This is a genomic window from Wujia chipingensis (assembly GCF_014337155.1).
Taxonomy (GTDB): Bacteria; Bacillota; Clostridia; order Lachnospirales; family Lachnospiraceae; genus Coprococcus_C; species Coprococcus_C hominis.
This window is the reverse complement of the sequence record NZ_CP060632.1, coordinates 286,838-310,456: the sequence shown is the minus strand read 5'-3', so window position 1 is coordinate 310,456 and position 23,619 is coordinate 286,838. Positions and strand designations below refer to the sequence as shown.

The following is a 23,619-nucleotide window of genomic DNA, read 5'->3' as shown; positions in this document are numbered from 1 at the left end:
TTTATTTGTCTGCTTTATAGTAATCTGCGATATTTGCCTTTGTTACAGCGTGGATCGGAGTTTCGACTGCCTCATCGACTGTCTTGCCGTCAACCATCTGCTGGATATATTCCGCCATAACACTTCCGATCGGCTCGAAGTACATCGTACCGCGCATGCATGTTCCGTCATTGATACCCTTTAAAGCCTGATTTGTACCATCACAGGCGAATACGCCGAAGTTTTCGTTGTCCTTGCCTGCTGCCTTCACTGCCTCAACAGATTCTACCGCTGCCGCATCACCATAGCACACAATTCCGTTCAGGTTCGAATATTTCTGAAGCATCGTCTCTGTCGTAGTCGTTCCGGATCCTACAACATCCTTACCGATATCAACGACTTCCAGAATGTTGACATTCGGTGCTTTCTCCTTGATTGCATCCTGGATACCCTGTCCACGATCCTGCATATCCTGATTCTGATAGGTTGTATATACTACGATGTTTCCTTCGCCGCCGAGCTGACTGTTCAGCCAGTCTGCTGCCATATCTCCGATCTGTGTTCCGATAGAATACTGATCAGTTTTGAGTACAAGATCATGTACTGCTGTCTCAACACCACATTCGATAATCTTGACACCCTTTTCCTGTGCTGCCTTCAGCGCATCGTCACAGGATGTATCGGATACCATCGCTACGATGTAATTACAATTTCCGGTTACCATGTTCTCGATTGCAGATACGGCTGCTGCCGAATCGTTATCGAAGCTTGCAGATACATAATCCCATCCACGATTGTCACATTCCTCGTGAAGCTTCTCATCGATTCCAATCATAAACTCCGTCTGGAGTGTCGGTGCCAGGAATCCTACCTTTACTCCACTTCCGGATGTGCCGCCCTTTCCTGCGGAACATCCTGTCATCATTGCTACTGTCATAACTACTGCCAACAAAATACCAAACAATCTCTTTCGTTTTTTCATAGTCATTTCCTCCTCATTTTCTTTGTTTTTTCTTCCGTCAGATACAGGGAAATGGCAGAAGCACGTCCGGCTTCCGGTGGGATCATTTCGATGTATCTATCTGATGGTTTTATTATATGGAGGATCTGCCCTTCCCACAATCGGACAAGTTTCGGATTTAGGGAGAGGATTTTCAGTTCTTGCTCTCCCTAGCGAAAATAACCACCGCAATTACAAGAATTGCGATTTCCCAGATATAAGAAAAATAGCTGTAAAGAGAAAGCCCCGCAGACAGATTCAGAAGAAGCACCATGGACAGACTGCCCAAAACAGTGCCGCGCAGGTTTCCTTTTCCTTTTAGAAAGTTTATTCCGCCAAGACACGCTGCCGCAATTACCGGATACAGGTATCTCCTGCCAATACCGGCACTGCCGCCATTGGTGATGAACAAAAAGATCAATGCCACCTGTGCAAATACAATACCACTGATTCCACAGATAATCATGCGGCAGATATCAAAACGGATTCCGCTGTTTTTGACCGAGGTTTCATTTTCTCCCAGCATCCGTACGTATTTCCCATAATATGTATGTGTAAGCAGTAACTGCAGGAACACATAAATTACAACTGCAATACCGGAAAAAATCATCCAGAACATGTAGGAACCATAGTAATCCCTCGGGATCGGTGCCTGTATTGCATCCCCGAACACGGCAGCTATCCCCTGATAGATCTGCTGCAAAATAAAAGTCAGCAAAATAGGGTTTACACGGATTTTGCCAATCAGAAGCCCCTTTGCCATCCCGAACAGCATCTGTGCCAGTATCATAACCGTTAAGCTCACCCAAACCGGAAACCCTGCCCGCAGGCATAGTCCGCCCAGGCATGTCGTCATTGCGATTTCCGCCATAAATGCGAAATCTAAAACACCACTCAGCATCTCGAGCGAGAGTCCCATCGTCAACAGTACGATAATCACAAACTGATGCAGTACATAGTCTGCAGAAAGTCTGGGGAACAATACGATAGCAAGAACCAGGATCAAAACGATATTTCCGATTTCCATATGATATTTATCATAGAATGACCGCACAGTCTTCAAGCTATCACCTCCAGCCGGTCCGCAACATCCACACAGACTTTACTCTCGTTTTCGAGCAGAAGGACGCTGCTTCCTCTTCCCACGATCTCCCGCAATTCCCGTTTCAGCCATGCGACTTCCCGGACGTTTAGATTTTGCAGCATGTTTTTCAGGATCAGCACACGCGGATGAAACAGCTTATAACGATAGATTCCTATTTTCCAGGCTTCTGTCTCAGGGTTCAGCAGCTCGATGTCCCGCCTGTCCAATCCCAGGAAATTATCTTCCAATATATACTTTTGCTGCTTCTGATAAAACCCGAATGCTGAACATATGCGCGGATATGTCGGGAGAAGAATGTTTTCCTCGTTGGTCAGATTCTCGCAGATTTCCGTATGGTTTCCATACTCCATAAGCGCAATCCGGTGCTTCATAAGCTCCTGTATGTTTTTGTAGGCGATGATCTCGCCATCTAACTCAAACCGCGACTGCATGGCATTGGAACGAAGGATGTCCGACCAGACACCATCCACCTGTCCGGGGGTACCGAGTGCCGCAAGGATTTCCCCTGCCCGCATCGAAATCTGCGGCTGCCAGCTGCCATCCCGGAACGTCTCCCACACGAAAAAATCCACCGGCTTTCGCTGTGGTTTCCCGCTGGCATCGCGTACTTCCGGTATGGTAGTATCTGCCGCCTCCAGACCGCGTTTTAATATCTCGTCAATCATCCATGTATCTTCGCTTTGACAGATCTTTTTGTAGATGGTATGATGCCGGAACAAAATCACTTCATCAAAGAAAGGGTCCGTGAAATCTGCCCGGTTATCGATTGATATAACCGTAATACCGTCCTGCTTCAACCGGTTCACAAACTGTCTCAGCTTCCGGCGTTCTTCTCCCGGAAAACACGACACAATCTCCCGCAAAACAAGAATACGCGCCCCCTGTGTGATGGCGCGTACCATCCCGATCAGAATACGGTCTCCGTTCTTCAGATGGCTGCTATGTTCATCTGCCGCATAAGGCAGATCGTATTTTTCAAGCAGTGCACGTCCCTGTATATGCAATGCCTTTTCATTCAACCGGATTTTACGCAGGCTGTTTCTTCGTAACAAAAAAAGATTCTCGCTGACATCGAGCGAATCCATGTACACCGTGTCTTTGGAGATCACAAAAATGCCGGCATCCTCAAAATCCCGTTTTCCTTCCGGCTTCCATGGTTGTCCATCCAAGTAAATCCGGCCTCTTGCGAGCGTTCCTTTCCCCTCGAAAAAGTCCGCCAGTATCTCCTTGCTGTTTTCCACGCCTGCAACTCCCATGCTGTACCCCCGGCAGATAATCAGGTTCAAATCTTCAATCTCATGCCTGCCCGGTCTGCTGATATTCACATGTTCCATCCGAATAATCTCATGTCTCATAATCCATGCCTGCTTTTTCTTTCCTGTTTTTCTAAATCACAGATCGTTTCTGTCTACTTTCTTAGGAAGCCAGATTTCTACATCTGTTCCGATTCCGGTCGTGCTGTAGAGGCGGAGACCATAGCGGTTTCCAAATGCGAGCTGGATCCGCTGGTTTACATTGCTCAATGCAATTCCGTTTCCACGCTTCTCGTTCCTGTCTGTTCCATGTGCATCCATCCCCGCTGTCTCTCCGTGCGTGCTTCCATCGTCGCCGCTCTCCCGGCGTTCCTCCGTCTGTTCCAGTGCCTGTCTCATGGAAACAAGGGTATCCCAGTCAATTCCTGTTCCGTTATCCGATATGACAACAACCAGTTCCTGATCTGTCGTATAAATCCGTATTGTCACCTTTCCGTTTTCCGCCTTCGTCTCTAAGCCATGGAAGATTGCATTTTCCACAATCGGCTGCAGCGAAAGCTTGGGAATCAGATAATTCCCGACTTCTTCCCGGTCATCCTCCACATTGATTTCAAGGGCGAATTTATTTTCAAACCGGTAGCTCTGGATCAGGAAATAATTCTCAATATTCCGAAGCTCATCGCGGATTGTCACAATGTTTTCTTTGTTGCTGATGCTATACCGGAAAAAAGCCGCCAGTGCCTTCGCCATACGGGCAATGCTGTCACATTCATATAAAAGCGCCTCACTTCGTATACATTCCAGCGTGTTGTACAAAAAATGCGGATTGATCTGACTTTGCAAGGCGGCAATTTTCGCCTGCTTATTCTGCACCTTGACGGAATATTCCTCCCGCAGCTTCTGCTGCACACGCTGTTTCTCCCGATAGTCATCCTCCAGTTTTTTTATTTTCTTTGTTTGTATCCGATGCATCAAAAGGATTGTCCCTGCCCAGACAATCACCGCACCCACACATATCCAGATTATTTTTCCCATGTTGTGCCCTCGCGTTTCACTGCGTCTGTCAATAGTACAGCTTCCGGTATTCTGCCGGCTTCACACCGACAACCTTCATAAACTGCTGACTGAAATATTTGGCATCCTTATACCCGACACTTTCGCCGATTTCATACACCGGAATCTTCGTGTCCCGGAGCATCTGCTTTGCTTTCTCCATCCGGATTCCAAGCAGGTAGTTCGAGAAGTTCTCACCAGTTTCTTTCTTAAACAATTCTGAGAAATAATTCGTATTGAAGCCGATGGTTGCGGCTACATCCTCCAGCGTGATCTTCTCTGTAAAATGCTCTTTCATATAGGCGATTGCCTCCAATACCGGCTTGCGTTCGCGGTTTTCCCGTTCACTACGGCTCTCTTTGATCAATTGCTGCACCTGACGGATCACATAGTCTCTCAAATCCGCAACTGTCGACAGATTCTCCAACACCTCCTGCTGCACATCCACATCAAATGTATCTGCTATTTCCAGAATGTCATAAGTACTGCGGAGCAGCCACAATCCCATTGCATAAAATTCGCTTGCAAAAAGTGCCTTATCGCTTGCCAGCCGGAAGCATTTGTGAATCTGGTACTGACAGGCATCCGGTTGCATTGTCTCAACCGCTTTTGCGAATTCCTCATATTCATTCTGAAAGTCCTTTGGCGAAAATAGAGTGTGCGGCTCCTGGCAATATTCGATCCGTCTGCCGTTTCCCTTGAAGAGCCGGCTGGCAGCCGCCTCTTTGCTCATCTCAATCGCAGTACTGATCTGCTCGAAGCTCTCGACTTCACTGCTCACCCCGACAGTAATCCTGTAATGCTGGAAGTTCTCCAGATAATCGCTCAGCTCATTGAAAAAATCCGTAATCCGGTTGTCGATATTCTCCTGCTCCGTCTGGAAATAATTTAACAGCACCTGCACGGAATGATTCGACTGCACAGCCGCAATCAGGTCGATGGTGCATGCCGAAAATGCATCCTCTGCCTTCTGCATGATCTTGCGGAGAACAAACTGCATCTGCTGTGTATTCTCTGCGACATCAATATCCCGGTCAAGCTTGAAGGTTAATCCCCGGAAGCACTTGTTCTCAAGCTGAAGTCCAAACTCCGTATTCGCGGCATCAATATTTTCCTGCTTCTGGCTTAGTATCTGTCTGAGAAATTCTTTGTGGCGCAGATATTTACTATCCTCCAGTTTTTTCTCTATCTGATCTACCTGTTGCTGCTTATCCTCACGTTGTTCTTCTTCCGCGACAATCTTTTGCAGCTGCCTGTTCAGCTCATCCTCATCGATTGGCTTGAGCAGATAATCTTCCACGCCATATTTCAACGCTTTTTGCGCATAGTCAAAGTATTTATATCCACTGACAACTATAAAATGGCATTTCACGCCCTGCTCGGATGCCTTCTGGATCATTTCCAGTCCCGTCAATACCGGCATCCGGATATCCGTGATCACAATATCCGGCGATTCGGACAAGATCTTTTCATACGCCGTCTGCCCGTCTGTCACAAGTCCAATACAGGTCAGTCCAAGCCGATCCCACTGTATCAATCGTTTCACAAGCTGTCCCACTTTTACCTCATCATCTGCAATTAATACCTTTCGCATTCTGCTCATGTTACTCACCTCTGTATGTACTATCTTGTACCAACTGCTTGTTATTCAAAAAGAGCCTGGTAGTTTTCCCCCCAGACTCTGTGTATTTCTTTACTGTACACTAAACGTATACATCGTGTTACTCTGTAAACTCAGTGAATTCTCAAATGCTTTCCGTGTCACCTTCACTTCTGCACCAAGCACCGGATCGTAATACCGAATATGTGTCGAATTGTAGCTAATGACAAGCACATACCGCCCATCATCGATGCAGGCTGCAAACGGAATATCCCGATCCAGGAAATACAGCGCCGTCGACAAACTGATACCGGAGATATTGATACCGACACCATTCGTGTAATCCTCAAATACCTTCTCAAAAGTACCACAGTTTATCGCATCTGTAAGCTCCAGTGTACCTCCCGCATACTGTGCACACATATACGCACAGGTAAGCAGCGACTGATTTGCATCCGGATTCGGTGTCTCCTTGATCTCATCTGCGACTGTATTATAGCTGTCCGCTGCCAGACAGCGATAGATCGTATTTCCGTTGCTGTCCACAACAAGTCCTGCCTCGTCATCGACCACCCGCGTGATTGCGCTTCCGGCAGTTTCGTACTCGCCGATGTAGCCCGCATTGTCAAACACATAATACGCACCGTCACGTGTCTTCGTCTGCACCTGCATATCCTTGTAAGCCTCTGCTCTTCCGTATTTTGTCTTCCGGTAGCTTGCAGTATCCGACAGATAGAAATTCGATGGGAATACAATATCTAAGATATTCCATGCATAGCTGTCATATGTCGTATCCGTCGTGATCATCTTATTATTTTCCTCTTTCTTGTAGGAAATATAATCCTGATCGATTTCTTCAAAGAACTGGTTCTGTTTGCGTGCACGCGTCAGATAAATGGTATCATCCCCAACCGATGCATTCATGATATACACCCCATCCTTCGTGTAATCTTTCTTCTGTTCACCATTATCGCTCATGATAAACAACTCATACAATGGCAGGATTGCCTGTCCATCGGAAGTCATAATTACGTCTGCACTATGCGCACAGCCATAGATCAGATCATTTTCCACAAATCCAAGTACCAGCAGCAGATCACCAGTTGCACAGGTTTTCTCATACATTTCACCTGTCTCAAAATTCTGTATCGTGATTGCTGTGACATTTTCATCCTCGGCAGCATTCGGATATGCAATCAGCTTCCGGTTCGCAGACACAAGGTATTTGGCAGAAGGAATTCCCTCGACAATCGCAGTCTGCGTCATATCAGCAAGGGATACCTCATACAGCGTTTCATCCAACAGATAATAAAACGTATTTGTCTGTGCATTGTAATAAGTAAACCGTCCGGTTTCCTTTTTCATGATATCGTAGCTCTCATCACATTCCACGAAAAAAAGCTCCTGCGTCGTCATACTCTCCGCAGAATAATAATAAAGAGACATTCCATTTTTGCCCTCATGCACGCCACGGTTCATATAACCATACACAACAAAGTAGATATTTCCGTCTTCATCCATATCTGCAATGTTGATATCGAGATTCGTATTTAAGGTTCTCGCATCCGAATAACTGTCCTGCGGATAGCTGAATATATTCGTAAGCGAGCTGTCATTGTACTTGTACATCCAGAGTTGTCCAAGACGCACAAACGCTAAAATCCCATAGTCCTCAGATGTCACATATTCTGCTGGCTCATTTGTCACGCCCATGCTGATACTATTCCGGTCCTTGCTAATGTAACCACTGTCAAAAAAGCTTTCCTGATACCGGTCGAAAGCAAGCAGCTTCACCATCTCCGAACTCCGGTTATAGGTGACATTGTAGTATTCGTCGACCTGATAATAATGACTCTTCTTGTCATTCATGGATTCCACCACATAGGACATGTGAATCACAGCATATTCCTTGTCAATCTCCGTGATCGTCGGCGTCACGCCCGTCACAACCACAGGTGTCAGCCCGCCCCAAGTGATCTGCTCATAGGTTGCATTCAGATCGACATGTGCCAGACTTGACGTTGTTCCTGCCTTGTCCGTCTTCAGGTTATCAAATACAACATTGCCCTCGGACTCATTGACTTCCTTAATAAACGTCGTGTCATGGAAGTTTGTTGCAAAATCCACGATTGCCTTGGCATGCTGTTCCGCCAGATTTACCACACGGTTATAGTATCGCACCTCCGTACCATCTGCCGCCGTAATGATAAATACAAATACATACTCCCGGTTTTGCTGCATGTCCATCCGAAAATTCACATCATATTTCTTGCGTCCGTTCTCGACACTTCCAGGAACCGCGTCGCCACGTTCCACAAGGGAATCGCCTGCAATACTTCGCAGCTCATAGGTAAATGTCTCGCCATATTTTGCTTCATTATCAACAAGCACCGTCACACCATGATTACTGTTTAGTGGCACAATCCCATCCCGCATCAGGCTCGTCGACATCGTCTGCGTATATCCACAGGTCCGGTTAATAACTTTACCCTCGAATTCAAGATAGACATATGGAAGTGTCGGTTCGTCCAATTCGCTGGATACACGATCCAAGCCTCTGTTATTGAATTGATTTACCAGAAAGGCTGTGCCCACTGCAACCGCAATGAACACAAACGCCTTTATCAAAAACCGTTTCATAGTTAGAAATATTTTCTCCTTTTACGATATCTGCACCGACGAATATAAAATTCATGGCAGACCATAATCTCAATCATATGAAGCAATGTTTCGTCCGCATCCTTATAGCAGATCTTCTCATAAATCTTCTTCGCAATTGAAAACATCGCTACCTTGTCTGGATAAACTGCAAACATAGGACTTCCTTCATATTCCAGCCGGTCGCAGGCATCCTCCACCATAACCAGTATCAGCTTTGCCCGCATCGGATACATCGCACGCAAATATGCCCGGTCTTCCTCTAACTCCTGCTCATCCACAACCATGAGTTCCGGAGTGCGAAACTTATGCACATACATCTCATCGATTTCTTTCATGGAATCCTCTCACATAAAATGACATAAATAGACAATCAGTTTTTGGCTGATTGTCTATCTGTTTTTCTTATTTTATGCTTTGAAATCCTGTTTCGTGCGTCCGAATCCGTATCTCCTACTCATCACCAAAGGAAATACCGAGACGTTTTGCATATTTAACAATACTATCGTCTGGGGAAACATATTTGAGCTTTCCTGCAGACTCTTCCATCGGAATTGCTGTCACTTCATTGTTACGCATAACAACAAGCTTGCCGAAATCTTTATTCTTGATCAGCTCGACTGCCTCTGCACCAAACAGGCTGGAAATCACACGATCATATGGATCCGGGCTTCCGCCTCGCTGTGTATGTCCCGGAACTGTCACACGGATGTCCATACCGGAATATTCCTTGATCTTATCTGCAACTTCATAAGCGACAGATGGATATTTCGCAGCTGCGGCTGCTACGGCTGCCTTACGCTCCTTCTTTGGAAGTGCTGCGACTTCTTTCGAGATTGCACCCTCTGCAACAGCAAGAATCGAGAATCCCTTGCCCTGCTTGGTTCTTCTGTCAAGTGCCTCACATACCTTGGCGATATCATATGGAATTTCCGGAATCAGGATGATGTCTGCACCGGATGCGATACCCGCATGCAATGTAATCCAGCCTACCTTATGTCCCATAACTTCTACGATAAATACACGGTTGTGTGAGCATGCAGTTGTATGGATGCAGTCGATTGCCTGTGTTGCAACATCGACCGCACTCTGAAATCCGAATGTCATATCGGTGCCCCAGATATCATTGTCGATTGTCTTTGGAAGTCCAATCACATTCAGTCCTTCCTGAGACAGACGGTTTGCTGTCTTCTGGGAACCATTTCCACCGAGAACAACCAGTGCATCAAGCTTCAGTTTGTTGTAATTTTTCTTCATTTCCTCAACTTTGTTGAGTCCTTCCGGTGTCGGCTCATCGATCAGCTTGAACGGCTGACGGGAACTGCCAAGGATCGTGCCACCCTTTGTCAGAATTCCAGAGAAATCTGACGGCTTCATCTTTACATAATTGCCATAAATCAATCCCTTGTAGCCTTCTAAAAAACCATATACTTCCACGTCTTCAAACGTATTATACAGTCCCTTTGCCACACCACGCATCGTCGCATTTAAAGCCTGGCAGTCACCGCCACTTGTCAACATTCCGATTCTCTTCATACTGTAACCTCCTTAATTTATGTGTCTCCTCTACAACAAAGTTCTTCCTTCCAATGCCCGAAGTAACGTCACTTCATCAATACATTCCAGATCGCCGCCGACCGGAACGCCACTTGCAATTCTTGTGACCTTGATTCCAGATGGCTTGACCAGCTTGGATATATACATCGCAGTCGCTTCGCCCTCCACACTGGAATTTGTTGCAATAATCAACTCTTCTACATCTTCCTGCTCCAACCGCAGGATCAGTTCCTTCAACCGGATATCTCCGGTTCCAATTCCCATCGCCGGGTTAATCACACCATTTAATACATGGTAGACGCCCTGATACTGTCCCACACGCTCATATGCTGCCAGATCTCGTGGAGTCTCGACAACCATGATCAGCTTATGGTTCCGCTTCGGCGATGCACACACCGGACACAGCTCCTGATCAGTAATCGTATAACAGGATTTGCAGTACCGGATATTCTTCTTTGCATCTGTGATTGCTGCCGACAGGCTTTCCACCTGTTCTTCCGGCATATTGATAATATGGAACGCCAGCCGCTGTGCGGTCTTTCCACCGATGCCGGGAAGTCTTCCGAGTTCACCGATCAGCCGGTTTACTTTCTCTCCATAAATATCCATTAGAACGGCAAACCTCCGCCTAATCCACCGGTGATCTTACCCATGGAATTCTTCTGATCCTCATCCTGCATACGGATGGCTTCGTTCATAGCAGCCATGATCAGATCCTCGAGCATCTCGATATCGTCCTTGTCGACAACTTCCTCGTCAAGATGAACTTCTGTTACTTCCTTCTTGCCATTGATCTTTACCTTGACAACACCACCGCCGGCAGTTGCCTCATATTCTTTTTCTTCGAGTGCTTTGGTGGTCTCTTCCATCTGCTTCTGCATCTTCTGTGCCTGCTTCATCAGATTGTTCATATTTCCTGGCATCATGCCCATTCCACCATATCCACCTCTTTTTGCCATCTTTATATCCTCCTGATTTCTTATTCTTATATTCATACACGGTTTCCCATGCGTACTACCTTTTTATATGATTTGGACTCGCCAGATTAAAAGCTTACTCATGCATTTCGATGTCATCAAATACAATCCGGCTCAAATCCCAGTCCTTCTGCAGTTCGTGTACTTCTTCCCTGCCATCAATCTTGCGGAATGTCACACGTACCTTGCACTGTGCCATATTGGTCAGCTGCTCGCTCAATTCATCGAGCTTGTCCTGATTCGCGAAATACGAAATCGCTAGATCGTTGTCTGGTGTATCCGCTACAACGAGTTCCAGCGCGCCAGATTCTCTTCCGGCAACCAGTGATGCCTGTCTGTAATAATGCTGCACCAGTCTCGGTCCGCGCTTGCCAATCGTCTTCCACGCTTTCGCAATCAGAAGCAGATCCTCGTATTCTGCCTGCGGATATTTGTCACGCAGATTCTGCTTGATGTGCTCGGATGAATCACCTGTTTGTGGTGCAACTGCCTGCTGCACTGTCCCTGCGCCTTCCGTTGCCGGCGGTGCAACTGCCATCACAACCGGATGTGCCTGCTGCTCTTTGAGCAGTTCCTTCGTCTCTGCAAGCTGCTGCTCCAGTGACTCGATTCGTGCCTGAATTCCTTCGATATCGTAACGCATCTCCGTCTTACAAAGCTTGATGATCGCGATTTCCAGCATCACACGCTTGGATGTCGTATATGCGATCTTCGCTGCGGCTTCCTGTAAAACATAGATTGCATGCATCATCCAGTCCTGTGTCATATCGCTTGTGAGTGCAACCATGCGCTGTTTTGTCTCCGCTGTCACATCGATCGTCATATCCGGGTCGATCGACAGCACCAGTATATTCCGGATAAATGCAGTAAATTCATTGACCAGCTGCAACAGATCCTTGCCCTGCCAGATTGCTTCATCTATGATCTTCAATGCACCAACCAGATCTTTTTCTTTCAGACATTCAAACAACTGAATGTAAACTTCCACATCCACGGCACCAATTGCCGCGAGTACTTTATCTAATGTCAGTTCCTCACCCAGATGGTAAGAGATACACTGTTCCAGAATACTCAAACCGTCTCGCATGGAACCATCTGCGGCACGCGCCACATATTCAACCGCTTCTCTGGTCGCCGCGATTCCTTCCCGGTCGAGAAGCTCCTGCAGACGATCTGCAATTATCTCCAACGGAATCCGGTGGAAATCATACCGCTGGCAACGCGACAGAATCGTCGCCGGAATCTTATGTGATTCCGTGGTCGCCAGAATAAATATTACATAGGAAGGTGGTTCCTCCAACGTCTTCAAAAGTGCATTGTACGCTGCGTCACGGAGCATATGCACCTCGTCGATGATATAGACCAGATACTTACCAGTTGACGGTGAGTAATTCACCGAATCCGTGATCTGTCTGATATTATCCACACCATTATTACTTGCGGCATCGACCTCGATTACATTCATCGCCGCCCCTGCTGCAATCGCCTTGCAGCTGGCACATTCATTACACGGGCTTCCGTTGATTGGATGCTCACAATTGACTGCTTTTGCCATCAGCTTTGCCGTCGTTGTCTTACCGGTACCTCTGGTTCCACAGAACAGATACGCATGTCCCACGCGGTCATGTACGATCTGATTTCGGATCGTTGTCACAATATGTTCTTGTCCTTTGATCTCCTCGAACGCGTCCGGTCTCCACTTCCGGTACAATGCCATGTACGACATAAACTGCCTCCAACTCTATATATGGAAAATCTGATCCAGCATCCGAAGGGTCTTAAAGTTGCCCTTTGCCGTTATCTCGCCGGACATAAAGCCTTTCTGGAAGCTATTCTTGCCAGCCAAAATATTACGCAGCATCGTGCTTGATGCTTTCAGCTTCACATCGGCTTCCACATCCGCGCCATACTCACACTGTAAGACTTTCCCTACATGTATCACTAAATTCTTCCCCATATCCGGTACTATGATCACATAGCTTGCCGCAAATCCGGTCTCCGGATGGAAATTCTCATAAAATCCTTCGATAATATCGTCCTCGTAGACACTTGGTGGTTCTGGTGCCTCTTCCTCATCTCCAAGCATCTGCTTGAACATTGCAGCGAGTTCCTCAATATCCTCTTTCTGCTTCTTCACATAGCCATCATCTGCCACAAACTTGGAAAGCTGCTCACTCTCCTGTGGTGTCAGATTGATATTGTTCTGCTTGATCAGAGTGTTCTTTACCGCAGTGTTACTCGTCGGCAGTTTCCTTGTCTTCTTATTGATCAGGCGGTAAAAATCCTCTGCTTTTTTCTCAATCAGATTCAAATACTGGCTTTCCTGTTCCAGCACATCCGTCGAATCCACATACGTCGCGATTCCCGGCTCTGAAATGCCACCCAGCACATCCCATGCCTTTCGCAGTGACAGCTCTGCATCCTGTTCTCCATACGCCGTTGCAACGACAACCGGCATCATATAGAGTGACGCGATCTTCTCCTTGTCACCATACAGCCAGCACATATCCAGAAACTGCTGCATATAGCCGCCAATGCCAAACCATTCCAGACTCGCTGCCAGAATCACGCCATCGCAATCCTTCAACGTATTCGGAAGTGTTGCAATCCCCGACTTATCTTCATACATATTATATCTTGTGACTTCTACCCGAAGCTCCTGCAGAACCTGAATGATTTTCTCCACTACAAAGAGTGTTGGATCCTCCAGCAATCCCCGGCCTCCGTAATACACATTTACCTTCACCGTAACACCTCATGTATTCACTGCCATTTTTTCTTTCGCATGCTACAAAAACGCACACTATTACTATACCAAAAACAGGGGGTAAATACAATAATTGCGAGGAAAAAATCCAAGCAAACAAAAAACAGCACTAACTGGAATTAATGCTGTTTATAACTGTTTCAGTTTTTCTTCACAATTTTCAACTCATATCCCAATGAATCTAAAATACAACAGAACATTTTTAATGATGGAGAATTCTCTTTTTTCTCAATCCTCGAAATCACCTGTTGTCTATTCCCAATCGTTCTTGCCAACTGTGTCTGTGATATTCCCTTTTGTTTCCTCAATTCAATCATCTCTGCAATCAGTCGATATTCATCCTCGCTCTTTTTCCACGTATTATAAAATTCCTCGGAATTATTTTTCTTCTCCTGTATTATTTCTTGAATATTAATTTCTGCAAATGCCATATTACTTCCTCCTACACAATTTTTCTGCCAAGAAATCTTCCTAATTCACGTGTACGTGCAAGCACAATATTTTTATCGACCCGTTCTGTTTTATTTTTTTGCTTTCGACACACATGCAACAAATATATATTGTCTCTGTCTGCTGTCACATAAAATATTCGATTATTCCTCCGGAAATAAACCTCATACACTTTTTTATCCCATCGTTTCGATAATACTTTTTCAAATTCACCTTTTTCCATATATGCCAATACTGCCAATCCATCTACCTGTTCTTCTATTGTCAACGCATTTATATACTCCATAATTAAATCTTTCCCAGAGCTTGATAAATATGTATGTATTTTCATATCTTCTCCTTATTTTACAATCAATAAGTTGTATTTGTCAATATATCAATGTTCTTACGCAACAAAAAACTCCTCATTTGCCAGTCCGACCACATCGCCCTTTTCCAGCTTCTGTTCTGTCATCGCCGGGATACGCTTCGTATTGATATACGTTCCATTGGTAGAGTTCTGATCCTCGATATACAGTCCATCCGGACGGCAGAACAACCGGACATGCACACGACTGATTTGTGTCGTGGCAACACGATAATCGGACGCCTTATCCCTGCCTATGGTAAACGACGCCTTATCCTTCGGAATACGGAACGATTCCAGAGCGCCATTCGTCAGTGGTACCAGCTTCATATCTGGAATTCGACTATCTTGTACAGATTTTTCCGACAGTCCCATCGGAACATCCACGCTGTGCACAGCCTGTTCCGCCTGTCTGCTGTATCCCTGTACAGGCGCATCCTCCAATGTTTCATCTCCCTGCACCTGCCTGCCATATTCCTGCATCGCTGACTCAGATTCCTGTCCATCTTCCTTGTCGCGCGCTGTCATGATTGCAAGAATAATCAGCGTTAAAAGCCAGACAATTCCAAAGATTGCAGTTCCCGTCGTCCCATCAAAAAACAAATATTTAATAATCAGCGCCAGCGCGGCGCCTCCTGCCAACGCATACAGCAAAAAGCGTTTTGAAAATATTGCATCTATGTCCGCACACGCTACTTTTTGTTCAAGCGTCACTGCTTCTTCCGCAAATTCATTTTCTTCGCTGCTGTTTGGTTTCTGCATGGACGTTTTCTCACCCTGCTTCCGACATCTTCCATCTGTATCCGTTCCAGCATTCAACAATGCGAGAAAATCTGTCATATCACTCCATTCATCCGTCAACACCCGGTGACATTCATACAAAAACAGTTCTCCCGCACGATCTTCATGGGAAAACCGCGGCATCAGATATTCCAGAAATGCGGTAAGCTGTTCCTTCAATGGCTTTTGATAGCCTGGCACACAGAGCATCCGAATCTCGTTTTTCTCCTTTTGCATGAACAAATACTCCACGCGGATAACCAGATCCGATGCATCGAGCAAATATGCTTCCAATGCGTCCGCCTGCTGCATGATCTGATTCAAAACTTTCTTTAACTGTGTCCCATTCATTGTCTTTTGCTGCAAATATGCCTGTAAACCATAGCAATCCTTCGTATTGTGCGACAGCCATACCTCCGCATCCGTACAGATCATGGAAGAAGGAAGTATGTAAGGCAGTTCATTTTCCACAAGCATCCGGACCTGATACATCCTTCCGTGTTCTTCGAGTTCCTGCATCGTTCCAACCTTCGCATCCATATAATGATAGATTCCTTTATTCCCAAACAATATTTCCATACACCTGCCACCTTCTCAGCCGATTACTGCATACATCCACTTCTGTGATACATACATGCCCTTCTTTTTCATACCGATAATTTCCATCCGAGATAACAGCCTGCCCTGCATCACGCGTCTCGGCATTTTTCATTTCTTCCAGCTGTTCACGCAATCCAGCCCCTTCCTGATAAGTATAAATTACACTGTATCCCTCCTGTTGTACCAGACCATCCCTAACGGTATCCAAAAACAGGAATATTACCATGACCACTATGCCAAATATAATCGGCATGATCAGACTCATCTCTACCACAGAGCTTCCTTTGTTTCCCATCTCTTCACCCTCCTTGTTTCTCTTCTTTTAATTTCCTGCACCGCAACGGGAACATGCCGCAAGCCCGGTTACCTCGCTTTTCTTCTTCCGGTACACCGTCCGTTTCAACCCGCTGCACGTCAGACTGCTATGGTAACGGTCTCCCTCATTTGTCACATAAACCTGTCTTCCCTGCACATCCTTCCCGCAAAACGCACACATATCATATCCATTATGTTTTGCCTGTTCCAACGTACTTGCCTGAATCTGCAAGGTTAGATAACTGCATCTGCGTGTCATGTGATACACTGCCTGATTGTCCGTCACATATACATATGCATCCTCCGCACGTACCGCATCCGTCTCTGTATCTTCCCTCGCAGCCCCTGTATATGCCCGTTTTCGGATTGTAAACGATCGTGTGCCCAGATGTTCCATCGCGTAACTTACCCGGAGCACAATATATTCCTCGCCAATCTCACTTCCGAGAAACTGTACACCAGAGACTCCATGCTTTACATACCGTTCCACTGTTTCTTTTTCATCTGCATACTTTGGAAACCGCAAATATGCAACCGCCGTATCTGCTGCCCCAAGATATGCAATTTCTGCCATATACTCTGCTGTTTCTGCCGCTGCCTCGTAGACCTGTGTCTCTGCAAGCACACTCTGAGCCATCCAAAACAACGATACCATCGCCAGCAGGAACACCGACATCACAAGCGTTGCTTCCAGTGATGCACTTCCCTGATTTCTTATTTTACCCATAACACACCTCTTTCCTATTGCTTTCCGAGAACTCCTCAGGATAGACAAGAAAGTTTTCAATTATTGCTTTGGCCAGCACCCGGAGAGGTTTTTTATAGTTTCAACCGTCCTGAGAAATCCCCGGAAAACAATACGAAAGAGTCTTTCATCTTTTAATACGCTGCGCTTTGGTGATATTGAAACCGATGTCCACCAAAGGTACTTTCAAAGTCTGCTTCCAGTCCAACTGCGGCATGCAATATCCGAAATTCCTTCTCCTCCTGCATCGTATTGATCTGCATCAGATCCAGCATCCGCGCCGTCGCACCGTCGATATTCATCGCCTGTAAAATTGACAGATACGCCTGATAATCCAGTCCGTTTTCTGCATCCTCCGTCTCCTTCGACAAGCTTTCACTGATATGCTCAATATCCGTGATCCAATTATCCGCATTTTTCATAAAAGGAGCCTTTTTTCCATCAAACAAAATCCTCACATCTGCTATTGACTCAATATATGCCCAGCAGCCCGCCAAAAAGTATTTAAGAGCCGGAATCAGATATGGCGCAGCTCCCGCAATACTTGTTGCCAGTTCCGTCAATGTCTGCATCTTATCCGGTTGCCGGATCAATCCGATATAATTGATCGGATAGCGGATTCCAATCATCCGATGCGCCACCGATTTTAAATTCTCATAGTCTGAAGACTTTCCTGCAATCAGATACTCCTGTTCATAAGCAAGCACTGCTGTATCATTTTTCTCTTCCCTGTACGAATTAAACACCTGACCGATGTAGGCAAGCTGTAATCCCGTGTCCGTCAATGAATCCTGCCACGAACCAAGCGCCGTCAATCCCTCCAGCAAAGGAACCATACTGTCAAAATCCCGATCCACTTCTTTGTAATCAGAGAAAAATCCTATCAATCGCAGACTTGGTGCATCCACCAGCGATATGGTTGCATCAGAAACTGTCTTGTCCCCCGGTAACACCAGATTCAAAATAATACTGCTGGATAACTTCTTTGTATAATCACGCGGATCATCCACCTCTGGCTGTATCGTTGGATTTTCTGCATCCATATTTTCTGAACCCAACGCACCTGCATCCGATGTATCATCTACATCAGCTACATCCATTCCATCTGTTTTCACTTCCGCCGTCTCCATATCCTCTTTCACTTCCTCTGGCAATGTTCCATCCTGTCCGCCTGTTTTTTCTTTCATCTGATCCACGCCCATCTGCACACCTTTTTCCGCTGCCGCGTAAACCATATATTCCTGCATCTGTTTTTTAAGCGGCGCATATGACTGATCTGTGAGCATTGTCATATCCGTGATTGATGCCCGCACATCCGTGTACTCCGCGCCAAGTTTTTCCGTATATGCCTGTTCCAGCCATTCCTCCAGATAAGCCTCGCCCTTTCCGCCCGCAGTCTTATCAAAAAGGAGAATATGATAATGCTCAAATATGTAGCTGTTGTAGCAGGCTTTGATATCCGACATGGAAAGGCGGGTTGCAATCACATTTTTTGATTTAGCAGCACTCAATATCACCACCTGTATTACAAGTGTGATCAATACAAGCATTACAGCTGTTATCATACTGATGAATACAACGATTCTTCCTTTGTTGTTCATATTCTCCTCCTGTCTTTGTTTTCTACGAATATACTTTCTTCGCATCCCTGTTAATGGTTGTCCAGATTGTCTCGACCAATGCAGAAATCTGTTCTTTGAAAATGAGAACCATCGCAACCAATACGACGATGATCAATATAACCTCGACGACTCCCATTCCGTCCTCCTCCTGCATAAACCGTTTCCATGCACCCATACGTTTCACATCCCTTCTATCCTCTACAATCCGGCCCAAGCCGGATATACGATCATTACCATAACAAGAACCAACAGCAGGATCATGGGAAATAACAGCTTTGTTGATGCCTCCTCTCCTTTTTTCTTTGCAAGCTCCCGGCGTTTTTCCAACGCCTGCTGCATCTCCTGCTCCATCAGATTTCTAAGATCCTTTGTTCCCATACGAATATACTGACTGATGTGTTGTAGCAGTTGGTAATATTCCGGCAGTTCCAGCCGCCGGCCAAGCTGCTCATACACCCAGCTCTCCTCACTTCCAGTGTCAAGCTGATGCATCGCATATTCCAGCTCTCTTCTTAACAACCAATCTTTTTCCATTTCTGATAGAATCTGCCGGATTCCTGTCTGCACCGTCATTCCCGATCCAAGCAGCAGCCACAGGCGATTTACAAAAGACGGATATTGTTCCATTAGCACATTGTTTCTTTTTTTCCGTTCTTCTTTCCATTTTGCATACAGCCAGACCGGCAAAGCCGCCGCCAGCACAATGCCAAATATCACCCATGTCATTGCCTGTCCATGTTCTTGTTTCTGTAACGAAATGCCTACTTCCCCGAGCTGCTCTGGCAAAACCAGTGCCTCATCGGTTCTTGTCTCCTGTTCCAACTGAAAAAGTGCGTCTTCTACCCGTTCTATCGCATCTTTCCTACGCATATCCTTCACCACAGATACCGGAAAGCTATGTTCTATCGTATATGTCCGATACGATACCTCTACCGTCAGCAGCACGATCACCGTCTCTGTCACTTCCTCCAAGTCTACCTTTCCATAAGAGGAAAGCACTGCGGGATTGTCTGATCTCCACGCATAGGTAAATACCCCTGTTGCATCCTCCCCTGGTAAATTCAGAGAACGGCTTACATGCTCCAGATCCGGATTGTCACCTAATATTTCCGATTCCAACTCCGTAATCCGCTGTTGTGCCTGCTGATAGAATTCTTCCTCCGTGTATTCTCTTGGTTCAATTTCCATCGTATATGTATATTCTTTGTCATCGACCGACAGCCGGATATCTTCCGTTTTCACTTTGCCATCATAATTTGTCCGTTTCACGACTTGTGTGTCCAATCTTTCTGACTGCTGCATGCTTTTAAACAGTAGTCCCTCCGCGATACAAGTACTTGCAAACAGGATTGCAATGGTTGTCCAGACCAGCTGCTTTACACGCGTTCGAACAAGCGTCTGCGCCTCCCGCCGCGTCAACACCCGCAATGCCTGCACTTCCTCCCGGATATGTTTCAGCCCTTTGATATCTCCATCTTTGTATTTACTGAAATGGATTCTCGATAAGATTGCCAAACAGGCAAGTGCTGCCTGTATTCCTATGCATAACTCCATTTTTTACACCTCGATTCTTATTATTTTTTCAATCCACCACGCGCACAAACCAATGCCCGCCAACGAGACGCCCATCCAAAGTCTCCCGGTCGCAGTGGTGTAAAGCACCTGCATATAAGACGCATTTGTCATACGCAGAAACAACACAATTCCAAATGGAACAAACAGCATAATGCGTCCTTCTAATTTCTTCGCAGCCAGCACCGTCTGAATCTCCAGTTCCACCAGCTCAGACTCCTGCATTTGTCGCACCATCCGGCGAATCAGATACGGAATATTGCCGCCATAGCGTTTTGCAGCCTCAATCATAGCTGCCAGTTCCCGGATTTCATCCACGCCGCTTCGATCTGCAAGTGCCATCAGGAGCTGTTCGATCCGCTTATGACAGGCAATACCATTCGTCAAAATCTGTAGTTCCGCTTCCATCAACGGGAACTCCTCCGCGCTCGTCCGGTATGTCTGTACAAACGCATTTTCCAACGAATACCCGGCACTGATACTTCCTGACACCAGCGTCATCACTTCCCGGAATTCTGTTTTCAGCTGCCGCGTCTGCTTTTGCAGACAGCCCTGACGGAGCCGTTTTTGCACCACGGGGATACATATGGGAATCAACAGACATCCCCACCACGCATCAAAAAATAAATATCCTGCACTACCTCCAACCGCACAGCTTAGCAGAATCACGATCATCCAAAACCTGATATCCGCTCTATACACCCGGTAATCCACAAACCACCTCCTCAAAAATTTCCATCATCCCTGCACTCTGCATCTTCTCCAGATGCAGCAGGTCATTTACCTTCCGTAGCACGCCCTGCACCTTTCCGTTTCGCACGCCCGTCTCTTGAAACTCAAACAATGTGTTTAATCTGATTTCTCCATGTTCCATACCTTTTACCTCACATATCTCTACTACCTTGCGGGTTTTGTCCCGCAGCCGGCTCACATGAATGACAATATCCACCGCTGATGCAATCTGCCTGCGCACGGCAGGAAGCGGAATCTCCATTCCCATCAGCACCATCGTTTCCAATCGTGCCAGCATGTCCTCCGCCGAATTTGCATGTCCGGTCGACAGCGACCCATCATGTCCGGTTCCCATTGCAGAAAGCATATCGATTGCCGCCGCGTCCCGCACCTCACCCACAATGATCCGATCTGGGCGGAGCCGGAGACTCGCCTTAATCAAATCCCGAATTGTGATCTCGTTTTCGCCCTCCAGATTCGCCGTGCGTGCCTCCAGCCGAACCAGATTTTCCACACCGCGGATCTGTAATTCTGCCGAATCCTCAATCGTCACGATCCGCGCATCCTTTGGCACAAAATCACTGAGTGCATTCAGCATTGTCGTCTTGCCGGAACCGGTACCGCCGGAGATAAATATGTTGTACCCCGCCTGCACCAATATCCGCAGCACCGATGCAACGCCTGCATCCACACTTCCCATCGCAATCAATGCTTTCATATCAATCCGTTGTTTCGGAAACCGCCGGATCGTGATCACCGGTCCACCAAGCGACACCGGTCTTGTCACGATACATACACGCGAGCCATCCATCAGCCGCGCATCTACGATTGGAGACGCCGCATTGATCCGCCGGTTACAATCCCCGACAATATGCTGAATCACTGTCTCCAGTCGTTCCTCCGACGAAAATCCCTTCTCATAGCGCCGGATCACACCATCCCGCTCTACAAAAATATCCGACTGTCCATTGACCATGATCTCCGTTACCGTCTCATCTTCCAGAAGCTCCGTCAGCACATCCAGCCGCCGAAGGCTGTTAAACAACTCCACCCGCAGACCGACCTTTTCCTTCAAAGGGACATATTGATCCTTTGTCTCTTCGAGGATGCACCGGTCGATCATCCGCGCAATCTCTGCATCCTCCACATCCCTTGTCAGATCCAGTTCTGCCGCCACACGCATTTTCAGTCGTTCCCGCAAAGATCGTAGTTCCATTCCATTACCTCACATACATGTCTGCTATCTGATCCACATCCTGTCCTTCTAACTGGACATATTGCAGATTCTCTGTTTTTTCATATTCCTGACGCAACATTTGCTCGAATACCTTCTGTTTTTTCTGAGAAACTGTATCTCGAAGCGTCGGTATCAAGATCCGGTCAAATGCGCCAAATACTGCATAACTTGCCAATGCCATACCTCCAATATCAAACACTACACCCGCATACTGTCCGCGTCTTTGAATCGCTTCCCGGAACCATCGAAGATCCTCAATCTCGATCTGCCGGATATCCCGGAAACATTCCGGTGGCGGCAGACTCGCAACCGCATTTGCCTGCAAATACTCCAGACATTCCTCATTTCTGCTTTTCATGCAATAGAGCATCCAGCTTCCAATCCCTTTTTCATCTAAGCATTCCGAAATGCCTTCCCAATTCACATATAGGCTGTTCCCAATCCGCTCACACAGTTTTTTGGCAAACGTCGTTTTTCCGCATCGCCCCAGCGGGGAATACACGGCATAAAACATGCCTGTTTCTGTCACACAGGGCTGATTCGCTCCAATCATCTGAAGCATCGTTTCAACCAGATGTTCCACACTCTGGTACCGAAAAAAATACTGCGTCCGCCCGATATATTCGCGGTTTATCGTGAGCACCAGAACCGGGCAGTCCTCCGCGTCCTTCCAGTCCGCATAGCAGTCTCCAACCAGTATCAGCTCCGGTTTCTCCCGCTCCCGAAAAGCGGCATACACCGCAGGATTCGAAAATACATAAAGCTGGATCGGAATTGTTGCCCGCAAATTCAGATATTCCATTAACGCCCTTTGATATGCTGGATCAGAATCCAGCAGACACACCTTATATGCCAATCGACACACCCCCTGTCACATACGCAATATAGCCAAGCAGAATTGGTACCGACATGTGCATCCGCACACCCTCCGTCCGTTCTGCTTCTGACAAAAACGGCATTTTTCTTCGTTTCGCCAGTATAACCGCCAGCTTTCCAACTGCCAGTCCACCTGCAAATATGCAGGTATATAGAAGCACATTCCACACTTCTTTTCCCATAAATGCGCCGATCGCGCAAAACAACTTTACGTCCCCGGCACCCAATACCCGAATCCAGAACAGCCCATACAGGGTTGCAAACCCAATCAGCATGCCTTGTCCACCTGCCAAAAGTCCTTCCACGCCATGTGCATACCCCTGCAGCAGGAAACCGCAGCCAATCATACATAGGCAAAACCGGTTCGGAATTTTATACGTTCTAAGGTCCACTAC

The 23,619-nt window shown here is 46.6% G+C and carries 24 protein-coding genes; all 24 read right to left on the bottom strand.

Annotated elements, in window-relative coordinates:
- Position 1: 1 nt before the first annotated feature.
- The 24 genes from H9Q76_RS01470 to H9Q76_RS01355 all read right to left on the bottom strand — a co-directional run bounded on the left by H9Q76_RS01470 (position 2) and on the right by H9Q76_RS01355 (position 23,616).
- Positions 2 to 961 carry a sugar ABC transporter substrate-binding protein gene (locus H9Q76_RS01470; RefSeq protein WP_227573189.1) on the bottom strand — a complete coding sequence of 320 codons (960 nt, stop codon included), beginning with the start codon at positions 959 to 961 and terminating at the stop codon, positions 2 to 4.
- Between the two features lie 172 nt (positions 962 to 1,133).
- Positions 1,134 to 2,033 (bottom strand): ABC transporter permease, encoded by a 900-nt coding sequence (locus tag H9Q76_RS01465; protein WP_249321877.1) that lies wholly within the window; start codon positions 2,031 to 2,033, stop codon positions 1,134 to 1,136.
- Between the two features lie 5 nt (positions 2,034 to 2,038).
- Complete coding sequence (locus H9Q76_RS01460) at positions 2,039 to 3,439, bottom strand: sugar ABC transporter ATP-binding protein (protein ID WP_227573190.1); 1,401 nt, start codon at positions 3,437 to 3,439, stop codon at positions 2,039 to 2,041.
- Between the two features lie 36 nt (positions 3,440 to 3,475).
- Positions 3,476 to 4,372 (bottom strand): sensor histidine kinase, encoded by an 897-nt coding sequence (locus H9Q76_RS01455; RefSeq protein ID WP_021984740.1) that lies wholly within the window; start codon positions 4,370 to 4,372, stop codon positions 3,476 to 3,478.
- A 28-nt stretch (positions 4,373 to 4,400) separates the two neighbouring features.
- Positions 4,401 to 5,993: a response regulator transcription factor gene (locus tag H9Q76_RS01450; protein ID WP_118734924.1), complete on the bottom strand. Its 1,593-nt coding sequence runs from the start codon at positions 5,991 to 5,993 to the stop codon at positions 4,401 to 4,403.
- 90 nt (positions 5,994 to 6,083) lie between these two features.
- Positions 6,084 to 8,630 (bottom strand): hypothetical protein, encoded by a 2,547-nt coding sequence (locus H9Q76_RS01445; RefSeq protein WP_249321414.1) that lies wholly within the window; start codon positions 8,628 to 8,630, stop codon positions 6,084 to 6,086.
- Between the two features lie 2 nt (positions 8,631 to 8,632).
- Positions 8,633 to 8,986, bottom strand: a complete 354-nt coding sequence (locus tag H9Q76_RS01440) for a hypothetical protein (protein WP_021984743.1) — start codon at positions 8,984 to 8,986, stop codon at positions 8,633 to 8,635.
- A 115-nt stretch (positions 8,987 to 9,101) separates the two neighbouring features.
- A complete protein-coding gene (locus H9Q76_RS01435) occupies positions 9,102 to 10,184 on the bottom strand; it encodes a 6-phosphofructokinase (RefSeq protein WP_021984744.1) in 1,083 nt (360 codons plus the stop codon).
- A 30-nt stretch (positions 10,185 to 10,214) separates the two neighbouring features.
- Positions 10,215 to 10,814 carry a recombination mediator RecR gene (gene recR / locus H9Q76_RS01430; RefSeq protein ID WP_021984745.1) on the bottom strand — a complete coding sequence of 200 codons (600 nt, stop codon included), beginning with the start codon at positions 10,812 to 10,814 and terminating at the stop codon, positions 10,215 to 10,217.
- Positions 10,814 to 11,164 carry a YbaB/EbfC family nucleoid-associated protein gene (locus tag H9Q76_RS01425; protein WP_021984746.1) on the bottom strand — a complete coding sequence of 117 codons (351 nt, stop codon included), beginning with the start codon at positions 11,162 to 11,164 and terminating at the stop codon, positions 10,814 to 10,816. The genes recR and H9Q76_RS01425 overlap by 1 nt, the downstream gene beginning before the upstream one ends.
- 94 nt (positions 11,165 to 11,258) lie before the next feature.
- Complete coding sequence (gene dnaX, locus H9Q76_RS01420; protein ID WP_118374483.1) at positions 11,259 to 12,908, bottom strand: DNA polymerase III subunit gamma/tau; 1,650 nt, start codon at positions 12,906 to 12,908, stop codon at positions 11,259 to 11,261.
- 15 nt (positions 12,909 to 12,923) lie between these two features.
- The gene (locus H9Q76_RS01415) at positions 12,924 to 13,928 is read right to left on the bottom strand and encodes an SCP2 sterol-binding domain-containing protein (protein WP_021984748.1); all 1,005 of its coding nucleotides are present in this window, start codon (positions 13,926 to 13,928) and stop codon (positions 12,924 to 12,926) included.
- A gap of 161 nt (positions 13,929 to 14,089) precedes the next feature.
- Positions 14,090 to 14,380, bottom strand: coding sequence for a helix-turn-helix domain-containing protein (locus H9Q76_RS01410; RefSeq protein ID WP_118374500.1), 291 nt, complete (start codon positions 14,378 to 14,380; stop codon positions 14,090 to 14,092).
- 11 nt (positions 14,381 to 14,391) lie between these two features.
- Positions 14,392 to 14,730, bottom strand: a complete 339-nt coding sequence (locus H9Q76_RS01405) for a type II toxin-antitoxin system RelE/ParE family toxin (protein WP_118671289.1) — start codon at positions 14,728 to 14,730, stop codon at positions 14,392 to 14,394.
- A gap of 54 nt (positions 14,731 to 14,784) precedes the next feature.
- Positions 14,785 to 16,104 carry a DUF6382 domain-containing protein gene (locus H9Q76_RS01400; protein WP_249321413.1) on the bottom strand — a complete coding sequence of 440 codons (1,320 nt, stop codon included), beginning with the start codon at positions 16,102 to 16,104 and terminating at the stop codon, positions 14,785 to 14,787.
- On the bottom strand, positions 16,082 to 16,420 hold the full coding sequence (locus H9Q76_RS01395) for a hypothetical protein (RefSeq protein ID WP_118671290.1): 339 nt from the start codon (positions 16,418 to 16,420) through the stop codon (positions 16,082 to 16,084). Before H9Q76_RS01395 ends, H9Q76_RS01400 begins: the two co-directional genes overlap by 23 nt.
- A 27-nt stretch (positions 16,421 to 16,447) precedes the next feature.
- Positions 16,448 to 17,167: a TadE family protein gene (locus tag H9Q76_RS01390; RefSeq protein WP_249321412.1), complete on the bottom strand. Its 720-nt coding sequence runs from the start codon at positions 17,165 to 17,167 to the stop codon at positions 16,448 to 16,450.
- 152 nt (positions 17,168 to 17,319) lie between these two features.
- On the bottom strand, positions 17,320 to 18,786 hold the full coding sequence (locus H9Q76_RS01385) for a DUF5702 domain-containing protein (protein WP_118671291.1): 1,467 nt from the start codon (positions 18,784 to 18,786) through the stop codon (positions 17,320 to 17,322).
- Positions 18,787 to 18,808: 22 nt separating this feature from the next.
- Positions 18,809 to 18,982: a Flp1 family type IVb pilin gene (locus tag H9Q76_RS01380; RefSeq protein ID WP_117780466.1), complete on the bottom strand. Its 174-nt coding sequence runs from the start codon at positions 18,980 to 18,982 to the stop codon at positions 18,809 to 18,811.
- A gap of 23 nt (positions 18,983 to 19,005) precedes the next feature.
- Entirely contained in the window at positions 19,006 to 20,361 is a 1,356-nt protein-coding gene (locus tag H9Q76_RS01375) for a type II secretion system F family protein (protein ID WP_118671292.1), read from the bottom strand.
- A 3-nt stretch (positions 20,362 to 20,364) separates the two neighbouring features.
- Positions 20,365 to 21,093 (bottom strand): type II secretion system F family protein, encoded by a 729-nt coding sequence (locus H9Q76_RS01370; RefSeq protein ID WP_195541597.1) that lies wholly within the window; start codon positions 21,091 to 21,093, stop codon positions 20,365 to 20,367.
- Complete coding sequence (locus tag H9Q76_RS01365; RefSeq protein ID WP_117780463.1) at positions 21,074 to 22,327, bottom strand: CpaF family protein; 1,254 nt, start codon at positions 22,325 to 22,327, stop codon at positions 21,074 to 21,076. The genes H9Q76_RS01370 and H9Q76_RS01365 overlap by 20 nt, the downstream gene beginning before the upstream one ends.
- A 4-nt stretch (positions 22,328 to 22,331) precedes the next feature.
- Positions 22,332 to 23,204: a P-loop NTPase family protein gene (locus tag H9Q76_RS01360; protein WP_021984758.1), complete on the bottom strand. Its 873-nt coding sequence runs from the start codon at positions 23,202 to 23,204 to the stop codon at positions 22,332 to 22,334.
- Positions 23,194 to 23,616 (bottom strand): A24 family peptidase, encoded by a 423-nt coding sequence (locus tag H9Q76_RS01355; RefSeq protein ID WP_181985525.1) that lies wholly within the window; start codon positions 23,614 to 23,616, stop codon positions 23,194 to 23,196. The genes H9Q76_RS01360 and H9Q76_RS01355 overlap by 11 nt, the downstream gene beginning before the upstream one ends.
- Positions 23,617 to 23,619 lie beyond the last annotated feature (3 nt).

Excerpts from the sequence above, each read along its gene's own strand:
- H9Q76_RS01470 (WP_227573189.1), bottom strand. The coding sequence starts at position 961 with ATGAAAAAACGAAAGAGATTGTTTGGTATTTTGTTGGCAGTAGTTATG.
- H9Q76_RS01460 (WP_227573190.1), bottom strand. The coding sequence starts at position 3,439 with ATGAGACATGAGATTATTCGGATGGAACATGTGAATATCAGCAGACCG.
- H9Q76_RS01455 (WP_021984740.1), bottom strand. The coding sequence starts at position 4,372 with ATGGGAAAAATAATCTGGATATGTGTGGGTGCGGTGATTGTCTGGGCA.
- H9Q76_RS01450 (WP_118734924.1), bottom strand. The coding sequence starts at position 5,993 with ATGAGCAGAATGCGAAAGGTATTAATTGCAGATGATGAGGTAAAAGTG.
- H9Q76_RS01445 (WP_249321414.1), bottom strand. The coding sequence starts at position 8,630 with ATGAAACGGTTTTTGATAAAGGCGTTTGTGTTCATTGCGGTTGCAGTG.
- H9Q76_RS01440 (WP_021984743.1), bottom strand. The coding sequence starts at position 8,986 with ATGAAAGAAATCGATGAGATGTATGTGCATAAGTTTCGCACTCCGGAA.
- H9Q76_RS01435 (WP_021984744.1), bottom strand. The coding sequence starts at position 10,184 with ATGAAGAGAATCGGAATGTTGACAAGTGGCGGTGACTGCCAGGCTTTA.
- recR (WP_021984745.1), bottom strand. The coding sequence starts at position 10,814 with ATGGATATTTATGGAGAGAAAGTAAACCGGCTGATCGGTGAACTCGGA.
- H9Q76_RS01425 (WP_021984746.1), bottom strand. The coding sequence starts at position 11,164 with ATGGCAAAAAGAGGTGGATATGGTGGAATGGGCATGATGCCAGGAAAT.
- dnaX (WP_118374483.1), bottom strand. The coding sequence starts at position 12,908 with ATGTCGTACATGGCATTGTACCGGAAGTGGAGACCGGACGCGTTCGAG.
- H9Q76_RS01410 (WP_118374500.1), bottom strand. The coding sequence starts at position 14,380 with ATGGCATTTGCAGAAATTAATATTCAAGAAATAATACAGGAGAAGAAA.
- H9Q76_RS01405 (WP_118671289.1), bottom strand. The coding sequence starts at position 14,730 with ATGAAAATACATACATATTTATCAAGCTCTGGGAAAGATTTAATTATG.
- H9Q76_RS01400 (WP_249321413.1), bottom strand. The coding sequence starts at position 16,104 with ATGGAAATATTGTTTGGGAATAAAGGAATCTATCATTATATGGATGCG.
- H9Q76_RS01395 (WP_118671290.1), bottom strand. The coding sequence starts at position 16,420 with ATGGGAAACAAAGGAAGCTCTGTGGTAGAGATGAGTCTGATCATGCCG.
- H9Q76_RS01390 (WP_249321412.1), bottom strand. The coding sequence starts at position 17,167 with ATGGGTAAAATAAGAAATCAGGGAAGTGCATCACTGGAAGCAACGCTT.
- H9Q76_RS01385 (WP_118671291.1), bottom strand. The coding sequence starts at position 18,786 with ATGAACAACAAAGGAAGAATCGTTGTATTCATCAGTATGATAACAGCT.
- H9Q76_RS01380 (WP_117780466.1), bottom strand. The coding sequence starts at position 18,982 with ATGGGTGCATGGAAACGGTTTATGCAGGAGGAGGACGGAATGGGAGTC.
- H9Q76_RS01375 (WP_118671292.1), bottom strand. The coding sequence starts at position 20,361 with ATGGAGTTATGCATAGGAATACAGGCAGCACTTGCCTGTTTGGCAATC.
- H9Q76_RS01365 (WP_117780463.1), bottom strand. The coding sequence starts at position 22,327 with ATGGAACTACGATCTTTGCGGGAACGACTGAAAATGCGTGTGGCGGCA.